The organism is Streptomyces sp. x-80, from assembly GCF_046549095.1.
GTDB classification, from domain to species: domain Bacteria; phylum Actinomycetota; class Actinomycetes; order Streptomycetales; family Streptomycetaceae; genus Streptomyces; species Streptomyces celluloflavus.
In genome coordinates this window covers 1-17,807 of the sequence record NZ_JAJPWM010000029.1, presented here as the reverse complement: position 1 = coordinate 17,807, position 17,807 = coordinate 1, and the positions used below count along the sequence as shown (strand labels likewise).

The following is a 17,807-nucleotide window of genomic DNA, read 5'->3' as shown; positions in this document are numbered from 1 at the left end:
CGGCGCCACTCGACATCTCTCTCGTCGCGTCTGGCTGGCGAAGCAAGTACGCCCTTGCCTGGACCACGAAACATGCATTCAATGTATGAGAGGAAGGGGACCCAAGGGTTGCGCGAACGGATACTTCCATGTCCACTTCTGCAGAAATGAGAAAGAGGAAAGCGGACTGAATCCGCCTGGAGCCAGCGTTCGGTGACCTTCTTGCGTGCAGTTCCGTGGGTCACGCCGCCCTAGGAGCGCGCCGGAGCGTCCTGAGACGACGCTCGTGCGCGAGATGCTCCTCGTGAGCCACTGTGCACGGGGCGCATGGCTCCTCTCCCGCTCGCCTGTGGCGTATCCACGCGGTCTGTGTGCCGCACGGCTGAGGGGGCGGGCCGAACCGGCCCGGAACGCGCTGGGCCCGCCGCCAGCCCCTGGGTTCGCGGCCCACCTTTGCGCGCTCTGCCTCACCCTCTCCACCCCAGATTCCGTACTCGCGGCCCTCTCTGCCCGCTTCCCTGCAAGGCAGGATGAACGGACAGTAACCACAGCGCTGCCTCGCCTGCTCCCGCTCCGCGGAGCCGGGCGAATGCCACAAGTCCGGTTCCTGAGAACATGGGAAAGCGTCCGGGGCAGTACTCACAAAAGCTGGGAGCTCCCCCAGCTCGGGCGGGGTGACGGCACGAATGGTGATGGGGCCGGCGGATCCGGGGACTTCAGGCACTACTATGCAACTTTCTCTTCCCGTAGATTTTCCATTCACCAACCCTAGGCTGCCCCCCAGCGCATCCAGTGCACTTTAGTCTGTTTCTGGCTGCCGTCGGTTGACACCTACGGGAACCCGCGCGGACCCACCGGCTTCTACCGCCCGCTCTCCCTGGTAAGCCCAATCGTGAGATGGATGCAGACCCCTCCGTTAGCCAAACGAACAGGAATACGCAGAGCCGCGCCCGGCAGCAGAGCGAACAGGACGCTGCGTGGGGGCATGGGGCGTCCTTGCTTTTCCGTCGATGGATTCGGGTTGTGGCGTGGGGTAGTGGGTGGTTGCTCTTGGAAGTGTCAGGGTTGGTGGTGTGCTTCGGGTTGGAGTGTTTGAGGGAGTGGGGTGGGGGGGCTGTGGGTTTTGTTTGTGGCTTGGTGCTGATCTGGTGTTGCTGTTGTGGGGGTGTTGGGTGGGGTCGGCTCTCGGTGGTTGCTTGGAGGTGGTCGTGCCTGTGGAGGCGTTGGTTGTTGCCGGCCGTCGGCAGTGATTTTGCTTCCGTTGCCTGCTCACCTCTGGTTGGACGCCCTGTACTCCTCGCTGAGTGTGGCTGAAGTGGGTGTTTGTCTGGCTGGTTTTGGATTGCTTAGCCTTCTGTTGTGGGGGTGTCTACTTTCGGGGCTCTGGTGTGGGTTCTTGTGTGAGGGAGGGTGTTGGTGACGCCCCGGTCGGCAGGCCGGAGCCTGCTGGACCGTGACCTGGTCAGTGCCGGTGGCAGTGGTTCTGCCTGGCTTGTGCCTGTCGCGTGTGAGTTCACGGGGTTGAGGGGCGTCACATTGAACTGGGCTTTTCCACGTTTCGTGGAGAGGTGGCCTGTCTGTTTACTCGCTCTTCTGGAGAACGGGACCGATCTGTCATGAATTCCACGATTTTGACTCGCAAGCGCCGTCTCGCTGCGGCCTGTGCCTTCACGGTTATGGCCGCTGTGGGCGTTGCCGAGGCCGCCCCCGTTTTCGCTGCAGATAAGGCTCCGGTCGCTGCTGTGCAGGATGCCGGGGACAACGGCGGGAGCGTCGAGAAGCCTGCCGGCAAGAAGTCCGGCGACAAGCGGGCCGTGGCCCCGGAAGCGGGCAAGAAGGAGGATGGCGGGAAGGGAGATAAGGCACAGGAGAAGCCTGCGGCTTCGAAGCCAGGTGCCCCTAGCGCACCGGGCGGCGGTATCGACCTGCGCTCCGCACCCACCTCCCGAACCGTCAGCACTCCGGTGATCACGTCGCCGTCTGAGGGGGCGCAGGTGGGTCTGCGACCCACGTTTACCGGCACGGGTACGCCGGGGGCGAAGGTCGAGCTCGCCAAGGCAAACACTGCGGTCCGGTACGGCACAGCCACGGTCGGTACAGACGGCAAGTGGACGATCACTGTCGACAAGGCCCTGGACGTCGGGGACAACTGGATCCAGGCTCAGCAGAATGTGAGCGGGGAGCTGTCCGAGTGGGGTCCGGGGCGGAACGTCAAGGCGGCTGCGATCACAGCTCCGGTGGTCACGTCGCCGTCTGAGGGGGCGCAGGTGGGTCTGCGACCCGCGGTCACTGGCACGGGTATCCCGGGCGCCAAGATCGAGCTGTACTCAAACAACAATGACAACGTTCCCTTGGTCACGGTCACGGTCGGTAGTGACGGCAAGTGGACGGGGACGATGGCCCTGACGCCCGGGGATAACTGGCTTGTGGCTAAGCAGACGGTGAGCGGGGAGACGTCTGCCCTGAGTAGCGGGCGGAAGGTCAAGGCGGCTGCGATCACAGCTCCGGTGGTCACGTCGCCGTCTGAGGGGGCGCAGGTGGGTCTGCGACCCGCGGTCACTGGCACGGGTATCCCGGGCGCCAAGATCGAGCTGTACTCAAACAACAATGACAACGTTCCCTTGGTCACGGTCACGGTCGGTAGTGACGGCAAGTGGACGGGGACGATGGCCCTGACGCCCGGGGATAACTGGCTTGTGGCTAAGCAGACGGTGAGCGGGGAGACGTCTGCCCTGAGTAGCGGGCGGAAGGTCAAGGCGGCTGCGATCACAGCTCCGGTGGTCACGTCGCCGTCTGAGGGGGCGCAGGTGGGTCTGCGACCCGCGGTCACTGGCACGGGTATCCCGGGCGCCAAGATCGAGCTCGCCAAGGCCAACAGCTCGGTCCGGTACGGCACAGCCACGGTCGGTACGGACGGCAAGTGGACGATCACTGTCGACAAGGACCTGGACGTCGGGGACAACTGGCTCACGACTCAACAGAATGTGAGCGGGGAGCTGTCCAGTTGGAGTTCAAGGCGGAACGTTAAGGCCGCTGCGATCACAGCCCCGAAGATCATCAAGCCGGAGGCGGATTCGACGCAGCCTTCCAAGGTGAAGTTCGAGGGCACCGCTGATGCGGAGAACGGGGTCACCAAGGTCAAGCTGGTCGACAAGGGCTCTGGTAAGGAGATCGGCACTTACGGCGTCAATGCTGCTGGTAAGTGGTGGATCTCCAACAAGGACCTGCCGACGCTGGCTTCGGGCAGGCACACGGTGGAGGCGTTCGCGCTGACCGCGGACGGTGTGCAGTCCAAGGCTGCGACCGTCAGCTTCACGGTGAGGGCGCAGGCCGGCGCTCCGGTGATCGTCAAGCCGGCGGCGGATTCGACGCAGCCTTCCAAGGTGAAGTTTGAGGGCACCGCTGACCGTGTGAAGGGTGGTGTCACCAAGGTCAGGCTGGCCGACAAGGCCACCGGTAAGGAGATCGGCACCTACAGTGTCGGCTCCACCGGTAACACCGCCGGTCAGTGGTGGATTTCCAACTCGGCGCTGCCGACCTTCAAGCCGGGTCAGCACACGGTGACTGCTACCGGTATCACCGCCGATGGTGGCGAGACCGCGGCAAGCGAGGTGACCTTCAAGGTCCTGGCTGACGCTCCGGCTCCGGTCATCACCAAGCCCACCGCGGGCAGCACGGTGACCGGTCCCCTGGTGAAGTTCGAGGGCACCGCCGACAGTGAGAAGGGCATCCGTAAGGTCAGGCTGGCCGACAAGGACACCGGTAAGGAGATCGGCACCTACACCGTCGGCTCCACCGGTGACATTGTCGACAAGTGGTGGATCTCCAACCCGGTGCTGCCGACCTTCAAGGCGGGTAAGCACACGGTGACTGCTACCGGTATCACCGCCGACGGTGGTGATACCGCGGCGAGCGAGGTGACCTTCACCGTCAAGTAATCTCCCTGCCCCATCGCTGGTGCTCTCGTGGTTTCCTTCCGCGGGAGCACCAGCCGTTGGAGCACCGCCGCCCCGCGGCCACAGAGCACCGTGTCTTCTCCACGGGCCGCGGCACGGCAGGCGTGTGCGCCCTGTCGCGCAAGTGCCAGCGCTCAGGTGCATAGGGCATTGCCGGCGGGATCCATCCGCCACAAAGGCAGGATCACGTGACACAGGCTCAGGCACCCAGGACGAAGCACGGCAGGGCAGGCTGCCGCAGGTGCCCGAGCTCTTCTGCAAAGACACCCGCAGACCGAGACAACCGGGTCCACGCGGTCCTCAAAAGCGAGGGCACCCTCGTCGGCCAAAAGCGGGGCGGGCGACTGATGCGCGAGACCCAGCTCGCCGGCGTCAGCCCGCGCCGCAAGGGCTTCACACGTCGCGATCCGAAGGCCACCCTCGCCCCCGATCTCATGAGCAGGGACTTCACCGTGCTTGCCCCCAACCGGCCGTGGGTCACCGATCTGATGATGATCCCATCGGCGAGGGATCGCCGTGGCTCTCCGCGATCCGCGACGCGTTCTCGCGACGGGTGGTGTGGGAGACCCCCGCCCACGCGGATACGGATTCCTTCGCGCGGTCGCGAAGCGCTGCGGGGCCGGGAGACATCTTCCGCTGCGCCGCGGCAACCACAAAGAGGTGGTGGGAAGTTCCAACTTCACTGGTGGGCAGGGTAGTTGGCCCGTGCTCCGCGTCCGTCTCTCCGATGAGCAGGCCCGAGCCTGGGGCAGACGGACTCGCTCTGCACAAGGATGCTCGACGTCGCACTGAGGCAGGGGCTGGGAATGAGGTAGGTCAACTCGCCCATGCCGGACTCCGCTGGGGCTTCCGTGCTGTCGTCGGCCGCAGAGTTCGGGCTGAGCGCAGGACGCCGCGCATGGGCTGATGTCTCCGAGAAGGCTTCTGTTCGGCGCTGTCGGTCTTCTCCGGCGCCCGGGTCCGTGTCCCGCACTTCCTGGGCGAGAACTCTCTCAACACCGTCACCGCCTCCGAGGGATGGCCGCCCGCCCACCGAGACCAGGTGCCCGACCTCCCGCTTGCGATGTGTCTCCTGCCCGGGATCCCTGGCTGCTGGGCACAGCTGGGGGCCTTCGAGGGGATGCCATGCCGACATGCCCGGGTGCCAGATCCGCCGACGGCGGACCTGGCACCCGGGTAGGGCTTCGTTCCTCATGCGGGACGGCTGATGGGCGTGATCGGCGAGTGTTCGAGGTGTTTCAGAAGAGAGGCGAGGAGTAACTGGGAACGGACAGGCCGGGGGCTGGGCTGGTGGAACACCGGCCCACCTGGGAGGCTGAAGGCTCGGCGCCACTCATGCCTATGACCGGGACGGTGGAGCCGTCCGCGTAGGTGTTGTTGTGGGCGCTGAAGGCATTGCTGTCGCCGCGACTTTGGGAGATGTCGGGGCGATCAGGCTGCCCCTTCTGATCGTCCAGGAAGCGGTTGTTGAAGATTGCGATGGCTTCTTCCACGCCGGTCTGGGAGAAGTTCTTCCAGTACATGAAGCCGTTGTGGCTCGGTGCCGGGTCCTCGCCACGGATGTCGTACACGTTGTCGCAGATGACGATGTCTCGGAAGGATCGTGGCGCGTTGCTGACGTCATAGGTGTACAGAAGCAGAGCTGTTCCGCTCAGGTAATTCCCCGTGACGGTGGCGTGTTCCCCATTGCGTATCTTCAGGCCGCCGCGTGCGTCCTGAGGCCAGCCACGCACCCAGTTGTCCTTGACGAGGGCCCCGTTGAACCCCCAGACGTAGAGGGCGTGATCGCTCTTGGCCTGGCTGCGTGGGTCACGGTTGATGATGTTTTCGGAGACCGCCAGATCCTCATCCAGCTTCAGAGACATCCCCCGCTGCAAGTGCCCCAGAGCATCGGGGAGTTGTACCTTGTCGTGCACTGCACGCAGCCGTACGGCCGGGTTCTGGCTCCAGGAGGCGCCGCCGGCCCACTGGCCCAGCCATTCGAGGCGGCCGAGGTCGGCGCCGAGCAGGTTTCCGGAAACCCTGAGTTGTCTGGTGCGGTAACTGGAAATGGGAACCCCGCCGTCAGCCGGCCTGGCCGACAGGAAGACGGAGTTCGTGAGCTGAGCGCCGCGGACATTCTGCAGCCCGACCGAGACCTGCTGGTCCGTGGAGGTCTGCTGCGTACCACCGGAAGGATCCTCGTCGGGCGCCATCCGATTGATGAAGATACTGCGAGTGATGGTCAGGCCGTGCTTGTGCGGGCCGTTCAGGTTGATCCGGAGCCCGTCGAACACCAGGTTGTCGACGGTGGGGGAACGGTCCCACTTGTTGCTGTAGGCGAGGTCGGCAAGTTGTTTATTCCCGGGGCTGGTGAGAATTGCGGGCGAATCCGGGTCGCCGGCGAAGGATGCGGGCTTTGACCAGTCGAGATCGCCGTCGATCCGGTATGTACCACCGGGGAAATACACCTTGCGGTGGCTGTGGTAGGCGGCGTCGATCGCCCGCTGCACAGCGGCCGTGTCATCGGCTGTTCCGTCGCCCTTCGCCCCCGCCTCGGCGACGACATCGATTTGACCGGGAACCGTATCGGCCGCGGCGTACGCCGCAGCGGCGGCCAGTACCGATGCGGTGCTGACGGCCAGTGCTGCGGCTGCAGCCATGGCGCTCCTGCGCCAGCAGGTCCGTGTCTCTTTGATGGTTCCGCTCCTCGTTCGGGGAATGCGTGAGCAGCCCCAATGCCAGATATTTTGATGGTGGACGTGCTCCGGGGCCCGAGCGAGCCGCGTCATCTGCGAACGCAGTGTCCATGAGCGTGACAGGGTCTGCCTTCCGACTGGTTGCACCGCAGGTGGCGCTGATTGCGCTCGGGCGCCCGTGCGCTCCTCCGACGGAGGGCGAGGTGGGCGGTACACGTGGAGGCAGCCGGAAGGACAAGCCAGCAGGCAACAGCCGCCATGACGACGAGAGAGCATGTGCGGGACGCTTGAGGTTGACACTCCATGACTTCCGGGGCGTTGCCGCCTGACCACCGTGGTCGAATAATTCCTCACCCGTCGGGTATTCACGCCGCTACGAAATGGTAATCGAGGCCGACGAAAGTAGACACGCGTTGGCCTCTGCGAGCCGCTGAAGTGCTGGGCGAGAACCCTGCGGTGCTATCCGCTGGAACTTTGCGGATCGGCGTGACATCCGGCGGAGGAGTGGGGGTGACCTCGACGGTCCTTCCTGTTCGCCACAAACCGTGCCCTCGAAGGGTCTGAGGAACTGACTCGTGTGTCTGCCGCTCTAGTTTGGCGGTCGGACGGAAGCAGCGCTTGAATTTTTGGAAAATCGAATTACGTTCTCCTAGGGAGTGCTGGGGTAAGCGTGCGGAGGTGAACGCTCCTCCTCTGCTTCCGAGGGAGAGAGGCGACAGATGAAAAACATCACCACATCACGCGGATCTCTTTGAGTGTCGCGATGAGCGCGTACACAAAAGAGCACATCCGGGCGCCACAAGAGGACAAGTGCCTCGGGAGAATGGGTGATCGGGTGATTCTGGTGCTTAACTTGCGGAACGAGTGAAAGGAAGGGATAGGACACGCATGATTGTTTGCCAGGAGCTGACGAAGAGATACGGCGACAAAACGGTCGTCGACAAGCTGAGCTTCACCGTTCAGCCGGGCCGGGTAACCGGCTTCCTGGGGCCGAACGGCGCGGGCAAGTCCACGACGATGCGTATGATCCTCGGTCTCGATGCGCCGGACTCCGGATCGGCGACCGTCAATGGGCATCCGTACGTTCAGCTGCCGGCGCCACTGCGCACGGTCGGGGCACTACTGAATGCCGGAGCGGTGCTCAAGTCACGTTCCGCGTACGGTCATCTGCGAGGGCTGGCGGCTTCCAACGGGCTGCCGGCGAGTCGCGTCGACGAGGTCCTTGAGATCGTCGGTCTGACGGATGCCGCGAAAAAGAGGGCGGGCGGATTCTCGCTGGGTATGGGACAGCGGCTGGGCATCGCCGCCGCGCTGCTCGGCGACCCCGAAGTCGTCATCCTGGACGAACCGGTCAACGGGCTCGACCCGGAAGGTATCCGCTGGATACGCGGGTTTATGCGTTACCTGGCCGCGGAGGGCCGTACGGTCTTCCTGTCCTCCCACCTCATGAGCGAGATGCAGGATACGGCTGACCATCTCGTGGTCATCGGCAAGGGGCGACTCGTGGCCGACTGCTCGATGGAGGAACTTCTGGAGCGGAGCGGGCCGGACAAGGTTCTGGTGGGCAGCGCCGATGCGTCAGAACTCGCCGCGCGGATTGCGCACGCGGGTTACCAGGTCACTCAGGGCAAGAAGCCGGACACGTTCTATGTCGCCGGTGCCACGGCCGAGTTCATCGGAAAAATGGCCAGCACTCATGGCCTTGGAGTATATGAACTGACCCCGCAGCGTGCGGCGTTGGAGGATGTGTTCCGGGAGCTCACATCCGATTCCGTCGAATACCGTACCAAGTCGTCAGGAAAGGCCACGTGAGCGCAATGCATTCCATCACTTTCGGCTCCGGTCCCGTCGGTGAACGTGGAGCGGCGGTACCGGGAGAGCCTCGCGAAAGTGCCCTCGGTCCGGTCAAGCCCGCCGGGTTCTCCGACGCGGTCCGCTTCGAGTGGCTCAAGCTCCGCTCGATGAAGTCGACGATGTACTCGCTGCTCGGTGCCGCCATCCTGATCATCGGCCCCGGAATCCTGAGCGCCATGATGATGAAGCCGACCGTCAGCAAGGCGATGGCCTTCACCATCGTGTTCGGTGGCATGTTCGTGGGCCAGATCGTCCTGTGCGTCAGCGGTGCGCTGGCAGTTACCGCCGAGTATGGCTCGGGGACGATTCAGAGCACCTTCCTTGCTGTTCCCCGGCGCGGCAGGCTGCTGGCCGCCAAGGTCCTCACGGTCTTCACACTGTGGACAGTTGCCGGGCTGGCCATCACCGCGGTGACCTATGTGCTCGGCAGGGCGCTGCTGCCAAGAGAAATCCTCCTGCCTGGCCTGTGGGACGCCACCGTTCTGCGTACGGTCATCGGAGGTGCCGTCTTTATCGGCTTCCAAGCCGTCTTTTGCCTGGCGCTTGGGATGCTCATCCGCACCAGCGCGGGTGCTATCACCGCGGGCGTCTGCTTCGTGCTCGTCCTGCCGACGCTTATGGGGGTCATGGGAGTCGAGGCCTTCACGAAGGCGTGGCCCACGGAGCGAGGGAAGGAGATCTTCTCCCCGGCAGCTGTAGACGGAATCATCTCGTCCTTTGGCGGACTGATTTACTTCTGCGTCTTCACGATCGCGCTATTTTCCTGTGCTCTGCTCTGGGTGCGGCATCGGGATGTGTAGTGTGGCGGGCGCGCCACAGCCGACGGACGCTGGCTCGGGAGAATTCCTGTGGGTCAGGATGCCATCGGCTGCGGTCGTTTAGGTCATCGTACGGGAGCGTCAGCACCTGCCTGTATCGATATTTCTCACCATTGTGATACAGGGAGTCGACGAAAGAGCGCGAGGTGCTGCGGCACGCTCGGTTAACGTTGTGCTCAGAACGGTTCGGCAGCGATGTGTGAGCCATCGGGGACGCACTTGCGAACACTGAGTGTTCCGGGCTGCCGGACCGTTCACCCAACCCGCCGTTCCCTGGCATGTGTAGTGCAAGTGGAGCGGCGAAGCGCGCCGGTGCACCCCCCTGATCACCGGCGCGAGGTGGCCTGGACAGTCCGCCGCTGTCCAGGCCACCAACATTTTTACCGCTCCGTACTCCAAGCGGATCCGTGTTGTGGATAGCCAGGTGCTCCGGCCTTGGAGAAACGGAATGCTTGTGCGTCCTGCATCGGATCTTGTGGGCGCCGGAAAAATGTGTCACCTATATCTTGGAGAAGAAAATTCCGTGACTGCTGTCGTCATCATCACGGCGTTCGCCCTCATCGCAGCATTGCTGATGTGGGTCACCCAAGCCGGGGAAGAACGCTCCGAGCGTGGGATACACCGCTGAGGTCCACGTCACGGCCCCAGGATGTGCGCCCACTCACCGCGCCGGCACGTCGAACTTCGATGCAACCGCGAGCAGATGAGAGAGATCGGAGCCGGTCGGCAGCTCCTGAGGGCGGGCGTCGCGGATAAAGAGCTGGGCCGGGCTCTCGCCCTCCAAGCGGGCGCGGCCGCCGGAGGTTCCGCTGTTCCTCCTACGCTTCACCCGCGTGGGTGCTGGCCGGGTCGAGGTCCGGATAGTGCGGGTTGATCGGGAAGGGGACCAGGCCCAGCGCTTCGAACGAGGGTGGCTGCACGATGGGCATGTCGTTACCGCTCCGCAGTGTGGGAGCGGCCGTGTGGTTCCCACACTGGCGCCCGTGCACGGCAGTCCGTCGCGCACCGCGGCCGCCATCGCCTCGCGCAGCCCCGTACGGTACAGGGCAATCAGCAACCTGAAGGAGGCCGCTGCCGATGAACACAGCCTCCGCAGTGCCCAGTTCGGCCACCGGATCGGAGTGCTCGTGCACCCCGCGTACGGTGATCTCGACGGGTTCCAGGGCGTCGCGCACCCGTGCCGGGTACGTGTCGTGGTCGGCTAGGGCGTACGGCGCGAACGCCAGCCGGGCACGGTCGGGCAAAGAAATTCAGAGCGTGTTCCAGGTAACCGCAGCCGTACTGCGTGGAGTTGGAGAGATGAAGCAGATTCGCTGGGATCCTCGCTGATCGGTTGATGGGGGTGGGCGGCGCTTCGTTGCGGCTCTGGGGCGAGGCCGGTCAGCTGCGGGGCTTGCGATCAGTGCGCTGGGGCGGGTGGGTGAGCCGCTTCTCCAGAAGCTGTGCCGCCCGGCGCAAGGTGTCGAGCCTCTTCTCGGGGCCGTCCGGAAAGCGGGCCTCAGCGCCGCCGAGGCTGAGGCTTCCGTAAGGTTCGCGGCCCAGGAAGACCGGGACGGCGAGGGTAGCGATCCCGGTATCGTATTCGCCGATCGTGAACGCGTAACCCCGGCTGCGGATACGCAGAAACTCCTGCTCCAATTGGTCGGGCTCGGTGACCGTGCGGTCGGTGAAGCGCGCCATGGGCCGGCCGTGGAAGAGTCGGTGGCGCTGTTCGTCGGGGAGCAAGGCGTAGTACGCCTTGCTGGTGGCGCCCGCGTGCGCGGGGAACAGTTCGCCAACCAGCGGGTAGTAGCGCAGCGGCCCTGCCTCGCCGTCCTCGGCGGCCACGCAGCGCATATGGAAGCTGTCCGGCAGACAGAAAAGAGCGGTGTCGCCGGTGACCTTGCGCAGTTCTTCCAGGATGGGCCTGGCGAACAGTTCGAGGGAGCCCGAGCGTTCCCACAGCCGGCCGAGGCGCAGTGCTGCGGGGCCGATTCGGTAACGGCGGGTGACCGGGTCGGAGACCAGGAAGCCGCGGCCGGCGAGCGTGGACAGGAGCCGCTGGGCGACCGAGGTGTCCCAGCCGAACTCGGCGGCGGCTTCGGTAACACCCCAGTCGGGGCGGGAGCGTTCGAAGGCCAGCAGGACGAGCAGGGCCCGGTCGACGGTCTGGAGTGCGCCTGCCGGAGTGCGCCGGTCCAAGGGGATCTCAGCCATCTTCGTCTCACCATTCAGGCTCAGATTGCAAATAACGGGAAACACTTGTTGCAAAGGCTATCTGATCCCGACTATTGCGTCAGCGCCTGGCCTGAATCGAACGGCTGGCGATGTGCAGGACCCGGCTCGCCTGAGTGCGCCGCAAGCGCACTCAGAGGCAGGAGCCGGAAAGCGAGAGAGGCGGCCCACCCATGCTGAAGTACGTACTCGATGCTGTGGATCTGCTTGATGGCCCCGAGGCTGACGGCAAGCGCGCCGTGGCCTATCTCGACTCCCTGGCGGGGGCCGAGGGGTCCGGCGCCCAGGTCACCACCGTGACCGGAGACCGGGGCTCCACGGACTTCGTGCTGGTGCGCATCCCCGGCAGCCGCGGCCGCAGCACCGGGGGTCAGGCACGCACCCTCGGCGTGGTCGGCAGACTCGGCGGGGTCGGAGCGCGCCCCGAGGTAACCGGCATGGTCTCGGACGCGGATGGCGCGGCGGCCGCGCTGGCCGCCGCCGCCAAGCTCTTGGACATGCGCCGCCGGGGCGATGTCCTGCCCGGCGACGTGGTGATCGCCACCCATATCTGCCCGTCGGCGCCGACCGAGCCGCACGACCCCGTGCCATTCATGGGCTCGCCCGTGGACATCGCGACCATGAACCGCCACGAGGTGACCGACGAGATGGAGGCGGTGCTCTCCATCGACACGACCAAAGGAAACCGGATCATCAACCATCGAGGGCTGGCCCTGTCTCCCACGGTCAAGGAGGGTTGGGTACTGCGGGTCAGCGAGCAACTGGGCGAGTTGCTCGCCGTCGTGACCGGCGAACCGTTGGTCACTTATCCGGTCACGACCCAGGACATCACGCCGTACGGCAACGGCGTCCACCACATCAACTCGATTCTGCAGCCGGCCACGGCAACCTCCTCCCCGGTCGTCGGCCTGGCGGTCACGTCGGCCGCTGCCGTCCCCGGCTGCCAGACGGGCGCGAGCCACGAGGCGGACATTGCCGCGGCCGCCCGCTATGCCGTCGAGGTCGCCAAGACATATGGCAGCGGCCACCTGGACTTCCACGACGCGGTGGAATTCGACAGCCTCGTCAACCGCTACGGGTCGCTGGCGCATCTGCAGACCCTTGGCCACGAACCCCAGGAGTCCTAATGGCAGCGGGAGTCAAGCAGATCGGCAGCGATGACTACGCGCTGTCCCGAGTCCCCCGCGATCACCGGATGGGCTTCTGGCCGATGCTGCTGCAGTGGCTGGCCCAGTCCGGTTCGATCTCCCAGTTCACGCTCGGCGCCACCATCGGTGTCGGCATGACCTTCGGGGACGCCTTCCTCGCCTTCACACTCGGCGCGGTGATCCTGGAGATCGTCATCTTCGCGATCGGCCTCGCCGGGATGCGCGAAGGGTTGGCCACCCCGCTGCTGACACGCTGGGCGGGCTTCGGCCGCAGCGGCTCTGCCCTGGTCAGCTTTGTGATCGCGGTCAGTCTGGTGGGCTGGTTCGGCGTGCAGAACACCATCTTCGGCAAGAGCGTATCGGCGCTGGTGGGCGGCCCGTCCTGGCTGTGGTGCGTGCTCGCGGGCCTGGCCATCACCGTTCTGGTGATCTTTGGCTTCCGCTACATGACGATCTTCGCGAAGATCGTCACTCCGCTGTTCTTCGCCATGGTCGCCTGGTCGGTGACGACCACGCTGATGGACCACCCCGTCTCCGAACTCGTCAAGTCCCCGCCGCCCGGCGACGCGATCCCGCTGGCCGTGGCCACCACAGCCATCGCGGGCGGCTTCATGACGGGCGCGATCGTCGCCCCCGAGATGACCCGCTACAACAAGAAGGGCTCGCACGTCTTCCTGCAGAGCGCGTCATCGATGATTCTCTCCGAGTACATCGTCGGCATGGTCGGCGTGCTCCTCGGCCACCTGGCCAAGAGCAACGAAGTCTCGCACATCGTGCTCAGCACCTCCGGTGCCTTCGGCGTGCTGGTAGTGCTGATGTCCACCGCGAAGATCAACGACTGGAACCTGTACGGCTCCTCGCTCGGAGTCGTCAACTTCTTCCAGGTCGTCTTCGGCAAGCGGTTGCACCGAGGCGCCGTCACCATCGTCCTCGGCGTCGCCGGCACCGTCCTCTCCGCGATCGGCATCATGACCCACTTCACCAGCTTCTTGTCCCTGCTGGGCGTAGCCATCCCGCCGATCGGCGGGATCATCGTCGCCGAGTACTGGGTAGTGCGCCGGATGCGCAGACCCTTGGACGAGACCCGCGAGGCTGGGATACTGCCTGCCACCTCGCCCACCTGGGTGCCGATGTCCCTGGTGATCTGGATCGCGGCCTTCTGCGTCGGCAAGTTCGTCACCGTCGGTATCCCCGCGCTCAACTCGCTGGCCACCGCCTTGGTGCTGTACTCCGCCCTCGGCCTGATGGGGCTGATCAAGCCGTACGGCACCTCTGCCCTGAACGACGAGGACTCCGAGGTCCCCGCCGCCCGAGCAACAACCCCCGTGGGAGCGGCATGAACACCCGTGACAGTGATGTCGCCCCAGCTTCGGACGAAGCCCAGAACGAGGTCGTCGAGCTGTGCGCCGAACTCATCAGATTCGATACCTCGAACCCGACCCATAACGAGCGGGCCTGCGCCGACTGGGTCGTGGACCGGCTCGCCGAGGCCGGCATCGCATCAGAACTGGTGGAGAGCGCGCCCGGCCGCGCCAATGTCATCGCCCGGATCACGGGCCGGGACTCCGGGCGCGGTGCCCTGCTCGTCCACGGCCATCTGGATGTTGTCCCGGCCGACCCCGCCGAATGGCGGGTGCCGCCGTTCTCCGGCCAGATCCACGACGGCTATCTGTGGGGCCGGGGCGCGATCGACATGAAGGACACGGTAGCCGTGATGCTGGCCACCGCCCGACACTGCGCACGCACCGGCACCCGTCCCTCCCGAGACCTGGTGCTCGCCTTCCTCGCCGACGAGGAAGCGGGCGGCAAGTTCGGCGCGCACTGGCTCGTCGAGCACCGGCCCGAGCTGTTCACCGGTGTGACCGAGGCGATCGGCGAGGGGGGCGGGTTCTCGTTCGCCCTCGACGACACCCGGCGCCTCTACCCGATCGAGAACGCCCAGCGCGGCATGGCCTGGATGGAGTTGACCGCGACGGGACGCGCCGGGCACGGATCGTCGCCCAACGACGAGAACGCCGTCACCGACCTCGCAGAGTCCCTCACTCGCATCGGCCGCCATACCTTTCCCATCCGCCTCATCGAGCCGGTGCGGGCGCTGCTGGAAGAAGCGGCCCGGCTCTACCGTGTCGAGTTCGACGAGGAGGACATCAAGGGCACCCTGGAGCGGCTCGGCCCGGTCTCCGAGTTCATGCAGGTCGTGCTCCGCAACTCCGCCAACCCCACGATGTTCTCGGCGGGCTACCAGACCAACGTCATACCCGGGAAAGCCACCGCCCGGATTGACGGCCGCTTCCTACCCGGCCACGAACAGGAGCTGATCGAGACCATCGACAAGCTGCTGCTGCCATCGGTCAAGCGCGAGTGGATCAACCACGACATCGCCATGGAGACCAGCTTCGAGGGCCCGCTCGTCGATGCCATGTGCGCCGCTGTACGCGCTGAGGACCCCGACGGCCACCCGGTGCCCTACTGCAATCCGGGCGGCACTGACGCCAAGGCATTCACCAAGCTGAACATCCGCTGCTTCGGGTTCAAGGGCCTCAAGCTCCCGCACGACCTCGACTACGGACGCCTCTTCCACGGCGTGGATGAACGGGTGCCACTGGAGGGCCTGCGGTTCGGGGTACGCGTGATGACCAGACTCTGGCAGACCTGCTGACCCCGCCCCGCGCCGGCCCGTGAGTGATTCCTGCCGTGCGGCCCGCATATTGACCGATGGCCGATCCCAGTGTTGGCCGTTTGACACAGCCCGCAGACGAGCGATCCAGGTGGGCACGGGACATGAGGCACGTCCGTCGGGTCCCGTCCCGGATGCGCAGGCGGCCGAGCCGGTGTTGCAACGCGGCTGTTCGCTCTACGATCCACCGCCCGATGCCCAGGCCGGAGCCGTGTTTGACGCCGCCACGGGCGAGCCCGCACTTGCCACCTTCGTCACGCGGCTGTCGTCACGATCGCCGGTCTCCGGATCACCGCCCCAGTAGGGCGCTCTGTACGCCATCGTCGGATAACTCGCCAGGACCGCGCGATAACAGCCAGGGCACCGGCATGACCGGGTCGGCGCCCTGTAGACACACCAGGCGCTGGTGGGCAGTCGGTGATCCATGCCTATGGGGTGGCGGAGCCGACGGCCTCGCCACCCCATCAGGTCTGGGACTACACGAATGTGTGGATATGCCTCTTGGCATGGCACAACAACAACTTGAACCAGTGCTGTGCTGCGGCGAGTTCGTTGCGGAACACAGGCAGGGAGCTACTGCGCCGCGGGGGCGGAGTGCTTGACGGCGCTGAACTCATCGGTAAGCCAGGTGTGGAGTTCGACCGGGGCCGTAACCCAAGAAAGCAGTGACGGCGCGAAGTGGTCCAGAAATACTCCGGAGGCACAGAGCATATGGATTTCCCCGATGACACCGAAGGTACCGTCCTCGTGCGTGTGGACGTAAGCCTTGGGCCACAGAGAGCGGCGATTCCACGCATTGAGGGCGGTGAACAGCTGCTCCCGGTCCTCGGCCGAGTACCGCCGGTCGTAGAACGTGCGGATTGCGAAGAACGGTTGGTCGCCCTCTGTATGGAACATGAAATAGGTGCGGAAACCGTCCCAGCCGGCGACAAGGTCTCCCTCGGAGTCGACCGTGTGCTTGATGCCCATCTGGTCAAGCAGCTGTTCGACCAGACTCTGGTTCAGCACAACGGGATTGGCCTGCTGAGGTGCTGCGGTGTCAGACAGGGGCATGGAAGAAGAACCATTTACCAGTTTGGTGATCAAGAGGAATCCTTTCAGAGGAGAGACCGCCGGAGTGCCGATTGCGTACGCCGCAGCGCCGGTCGCTTGATCGGCAGGCCGGTCCGTACGGAGCTGTTTTGTCCGCACACACTTCCCCGAGACGCCCACAGTGTCGGATGACGGCTCACGGCAATTCGAAACGGGAAGGCCGCGGAGAGCCATCGACCGACTCATCCTGCGGCAGTCCGCCAGATGCGCAGCGGGCTTCGAGGAAAATGCTGTGACACGGCACTGCACTCAGTCTCGTGAACGTTCGACGGCTTACGGCATGTCGAAAGTGGACACAGGGCGGCCGAACGCGGACTCGCTGATTGGCAACCACCTGGGTTATCGGCTTGGAGCACCAGTCTCCGACGGAGCCGGGAAGGACCTCACTGGAACGGCAGATGAGAATTGCCATTCGGATCGGAAAAGTCAACGAATGGCAAAACCTACTGCAGGTGGGACTTCATACGCTCTGGGCCAGAGCGCTCGGACTCGGCGCTGCCACCTAGTTCATCCCAGTCAGAGGAAGCAGATGATCACTCCCTCCTTGAAGAGGCGCCTCTCTGTATCGTGCGCCGCTGTCGTACTCGCCAGTGGGGCCGGTTCGCTGGCATATGCTGCCACCGGAGACCAAGAGGACCGGGCGCTCAAGAGCGCTGTATCCGCAGAACTCAAGATGGACCCGACCAGTAGCCAGTGGTCGGCGGCGGGCCGGTTCATACTGAAGGCACAGGACAAGGAAGTTACCGACTTCAACCTTCAGTTCGACGTCACTAAGGGCACATTCCGGAACAACCGCCCGGACATCGTCGAATCCAAGCAGGAGGGTCGACACGTCACTCTGACCCCCAAGGCCGGCACCGTGATCCCCACTTGGGCGACTGAACTCTCGTTCAACATCAGTGGCGACGGCAGTGACTCCGAAGTTCCCAAGGTCGAGAGCTGCTCCATCGACGGCACGGACGTGGGCGGCTGCTCTTCGGCATCTGCAGCGGACACGGAGAGCCCGACCGCGCCGGCTGATAACCGTTCGTTCGTCATCTCCCACGACACGGTGCACGTTATGTGGACGAAGTCCACCGACAACGTCGGAGTGGACAAGTACGAGATCCACCAGGATGACGAGCTGGTCAAGACGGTCGGCTCCAACGTTCTGATGACGAACATCGAGGGGCTGGAGGCCGACACCACATATAAGTTCAAGGTCCGCGCGCTGGACAAAGCCGGCAACGCGTCCCCGTTCAGCCCGGACATCGAACTGAGGACCAAGTCTGAGGAGGCGAAGCCGGAAGGTCCGGTGATTGTGAAGCCGGAGGCGGGCAGTGATCAGCCGGAGCGGGTGAAGTTTGAGGGGAAGGCTGACTATGCGGGTGGGGTCCGTCAGGTCAAGCTGA

Annotated in this window: 12 protein-coding genes; 7 read left to right on the top strand and 5 right to left on the bottom strand. The window is 64.8% G+C overall.

Annotated elements, in window-relative coordinates:
* Window positions 1-220 precede the first annotated feature (220 nt).
* The gene (locus ACLJWH_RS37485; protein WP_411146277.1) at window positions 221-622 is read right to left on the bottom strand and encodes a WhiB family transcriptional regulator; all 402 of its coding nucleotides are present in this window, start codon (window positions 620-622) and stop codon (window positions 221-223) included.
* Between the two features lie 973 nt (window positions 623-1,595).
* Here ACLJWH_RS37485 and ACLJWH_RS37480 point away from each other — a divergent pair.
* Window positions 1,596-3,917, top strand: a complete 2,322-nt coding sequence (locus ACLJWH_RS37480) for an Ig-like domain-containing protein (protein ID WP_411146276.1) — start codon at window positions 1,596-1,598, stop codon at window positions 3,915-3,917.
* Window positions 3,918-5,173: 1,256 nt separating this feature from the next.
* Here the strand turns inward: ACLJWH_RS37480 and ACLJWH_RS37475 are convergent.
* A complete protein-coding gene (locus ACLJWH_RS37475) occupies window positions 5,174-6,577 on the bottom strand; it encodes a glycosyl hydrolase family 28-related protein (RefSeq protein WP_411146275.1) in 1,404 nt (467 codons plus the stop codon).
* Between the two features lie 924 nt (window positions 6,578-7,501).
* Here ACLJWH_RS37475 and ACLJWH_RS37470 point away from each other — a divergent pair.
* The gene (locus ACLJWH_RS37470) at window positions 7,502-8,425 is read left to right on the top strand and encodes an ABC transporter ATP-binding protein (RefSeq protein ID WP_411146274.1); all 924 of its coding nucleotides are present in this window, start codon (window positions 7,502-7,504) and stop codon (window positions 8,423-8,425) included.
* A 5-nt stretch (window positions 8,426-8,430) separates the two neighbouring features.
* Window positions 8,431-9,267: an ABC transporter permease gene (locus tag ACLJWH_RS37465; RefSeq protein ID WP_411146317.1), complete on the top strand. Its 837-nt coding sequence runs from the start codon at window positions 8,431-8,433 to the stop codon at window positions 9,265-9,267.
* A gap of 836 nt (window positions 9,268-10,103) precedes the next feature.
* Here the strand turns inward: ACLJWH_RS37465 and ACLJWH_RS37460 are convergent.
* Both ACLJWH_RS37460 and ACLJWH_RS37455 read right to left on the bottom strand, forming a co-directional pair.
* Entirely contained in the window at window positions 10,104-10,460 is a 357-nt protein-coding gene (locus ACLJWH_RS37460; RefSeq protein ID WP_411146316.1) for a Type 1 glutamine amidotransferase-like domain-containing protein, read from the bottom strand.
* A gap of 205 nt (window positions 10,461-10,665) precedes the next feature.
* Entirely contained in the window at window positions 10,666-11,481 is an 816-nt protein-coding gene (locus ACLJWH_RS37455) for an IclR family transcriptional regulator (RefSeq protein WP_411146273.1), read from the bottom strand.
* 191 nt (window positions 11,482-11,672) lie between these two features.
* On the opposite strand from ACLJWH_RS37455, the gene ACLJWH_RS37450 reads away from it, so the two are divergent.
* Genes ACLJWH_RS37450 through ACLJWH_RS37440 form a run of 3 tightly spaced genes read left to right on the top strand, consistent with a single transcriptional unit; the run spans window position 11,673 to window position 15,306 of the window.
* Window positions 11,673-12,626, top strand: a complete 954-nt coding sequence (locus ACLJWH_RS37450) for a DUF1177 domain-containing protein (protein ID WP_411146272.1) — start codon at window positions 11,673-11,675, stop codon at window positions 12,624-12,626.
* On the top strand, window positions 12,626-13,987 hold the full coding sequence (locus tag ACLJWH_RS37445; protein WP_411146271.1) for a cytosine permease: 1,362 nt from the start codon (window positions 12,626-12,628) through the stop codon (window positions 13,985-13,987). The genes ACLJWH_RS37450 and ACLJWH_RS37445 overlap by 1 nt, the downstream gene beginning before the upstream one ends.
* Window positions 13,984-15,306, top strand: a complete 1,323-nt coding sequence (locus ACLJWH_RS37440; protein ID WP_411146270.1) for a M20/M25/M40 family metallo-hydrolase — start codon at window positions 13,984-13,986, stop codon at window positions 15,304-15,306. The genes ACLJWH_RS37445 and ACLJWH_RS37440 overlap by 4 nt, the downstream gene beginning before the upstream one ends.
* A 591-nt stretch (window positions 15,307-15,897) precedes the next feature.
* Here the strand turns inward: ACLJWH_RS37440 and ACLJWH_RS37435 are convergent.
* Window positions 15,898-16,410 (bottom strand): YbjN domain-containing protein, encoded by a 513-nt coding sequence (locus ACLJWH_RS37435; protein ID WP_411146269.1) that lies wholly within the window; start codon window positions 16,408-16,410, stop codon window positions 15,898-15,900.
* 535 nt (window positions 16,411-16,945) lie between these two features.
* On the opposite strand from ACLJWH_RS37435, the gene ACLJWH_RS37430 reads away from it, so the two are divergent.
* On the top strand, window positions 16,946-17,807 hold an 862-nt coding region (locus tag ACLJWH_RS37430), incomplete at its 3' end, for a fibronectin type III domain-containing protein (RefSeq protein ID WP_411146268.1).

Coding starts and splice junctions, on each gene's coding strand:
- ACLJWH_RS37455 (WP_411146273.1), bottom strand. CDS start 11,481: ATGGCTGAGATCCCCTTGGACCGGCGCACTCCGGCAGGCGCACTCCAG.
- ACLJWH_RS37475 (WP_411146275.1), bottom strand. CDS start 6,577: ATGGCTGCAGCCGCAGCACTGGCCGTCAGCACCGCATCGGTACTGGCC.
- ACLJWH_RS37480 (WP_411146276.1), top strand. CDS start 1,596: ATGAATTCCACGATTTTGACTCGCAAGCGCCGTCTCGCTGCGGCCTGT.
- ACLJWH_RS37445 (WP_411146271.1), top strand. CDS start 12,626: ATGGCAGCGGGAGTCAAGCAGATCGGCAGCGATGACTACGCGCTGTCC.
- ACLJWH_RS37465 (WP_411146317.1), top strand. CDS start 8,431: ATGCATTCCATCACTTTCGGCTCCGGTCCCGTCGGTGAACGTGGAGCG.
- ACLJWH_RS37450 (WP_411146272.1), top strand. CDS start 11,673: ATGCTGAAGTACGTACTCGATGCTGTGGATCTGCTTGATGGCCCCGAG.
- ACLJWH_RS37440 (WP_411146270.1), top strand. CDS start 13,984: ATGAACACCCGTGACAGTGATGTCGCCCCAGCTTCGGACGAAGCCCAG.
- ACLJWH_RS37470 (WP_411146274.1), top strand. CDS start 7,502: ATGATTGTTTGCCAGGAGCTGACGAAGAGATACGGCGACAAAACGGTC.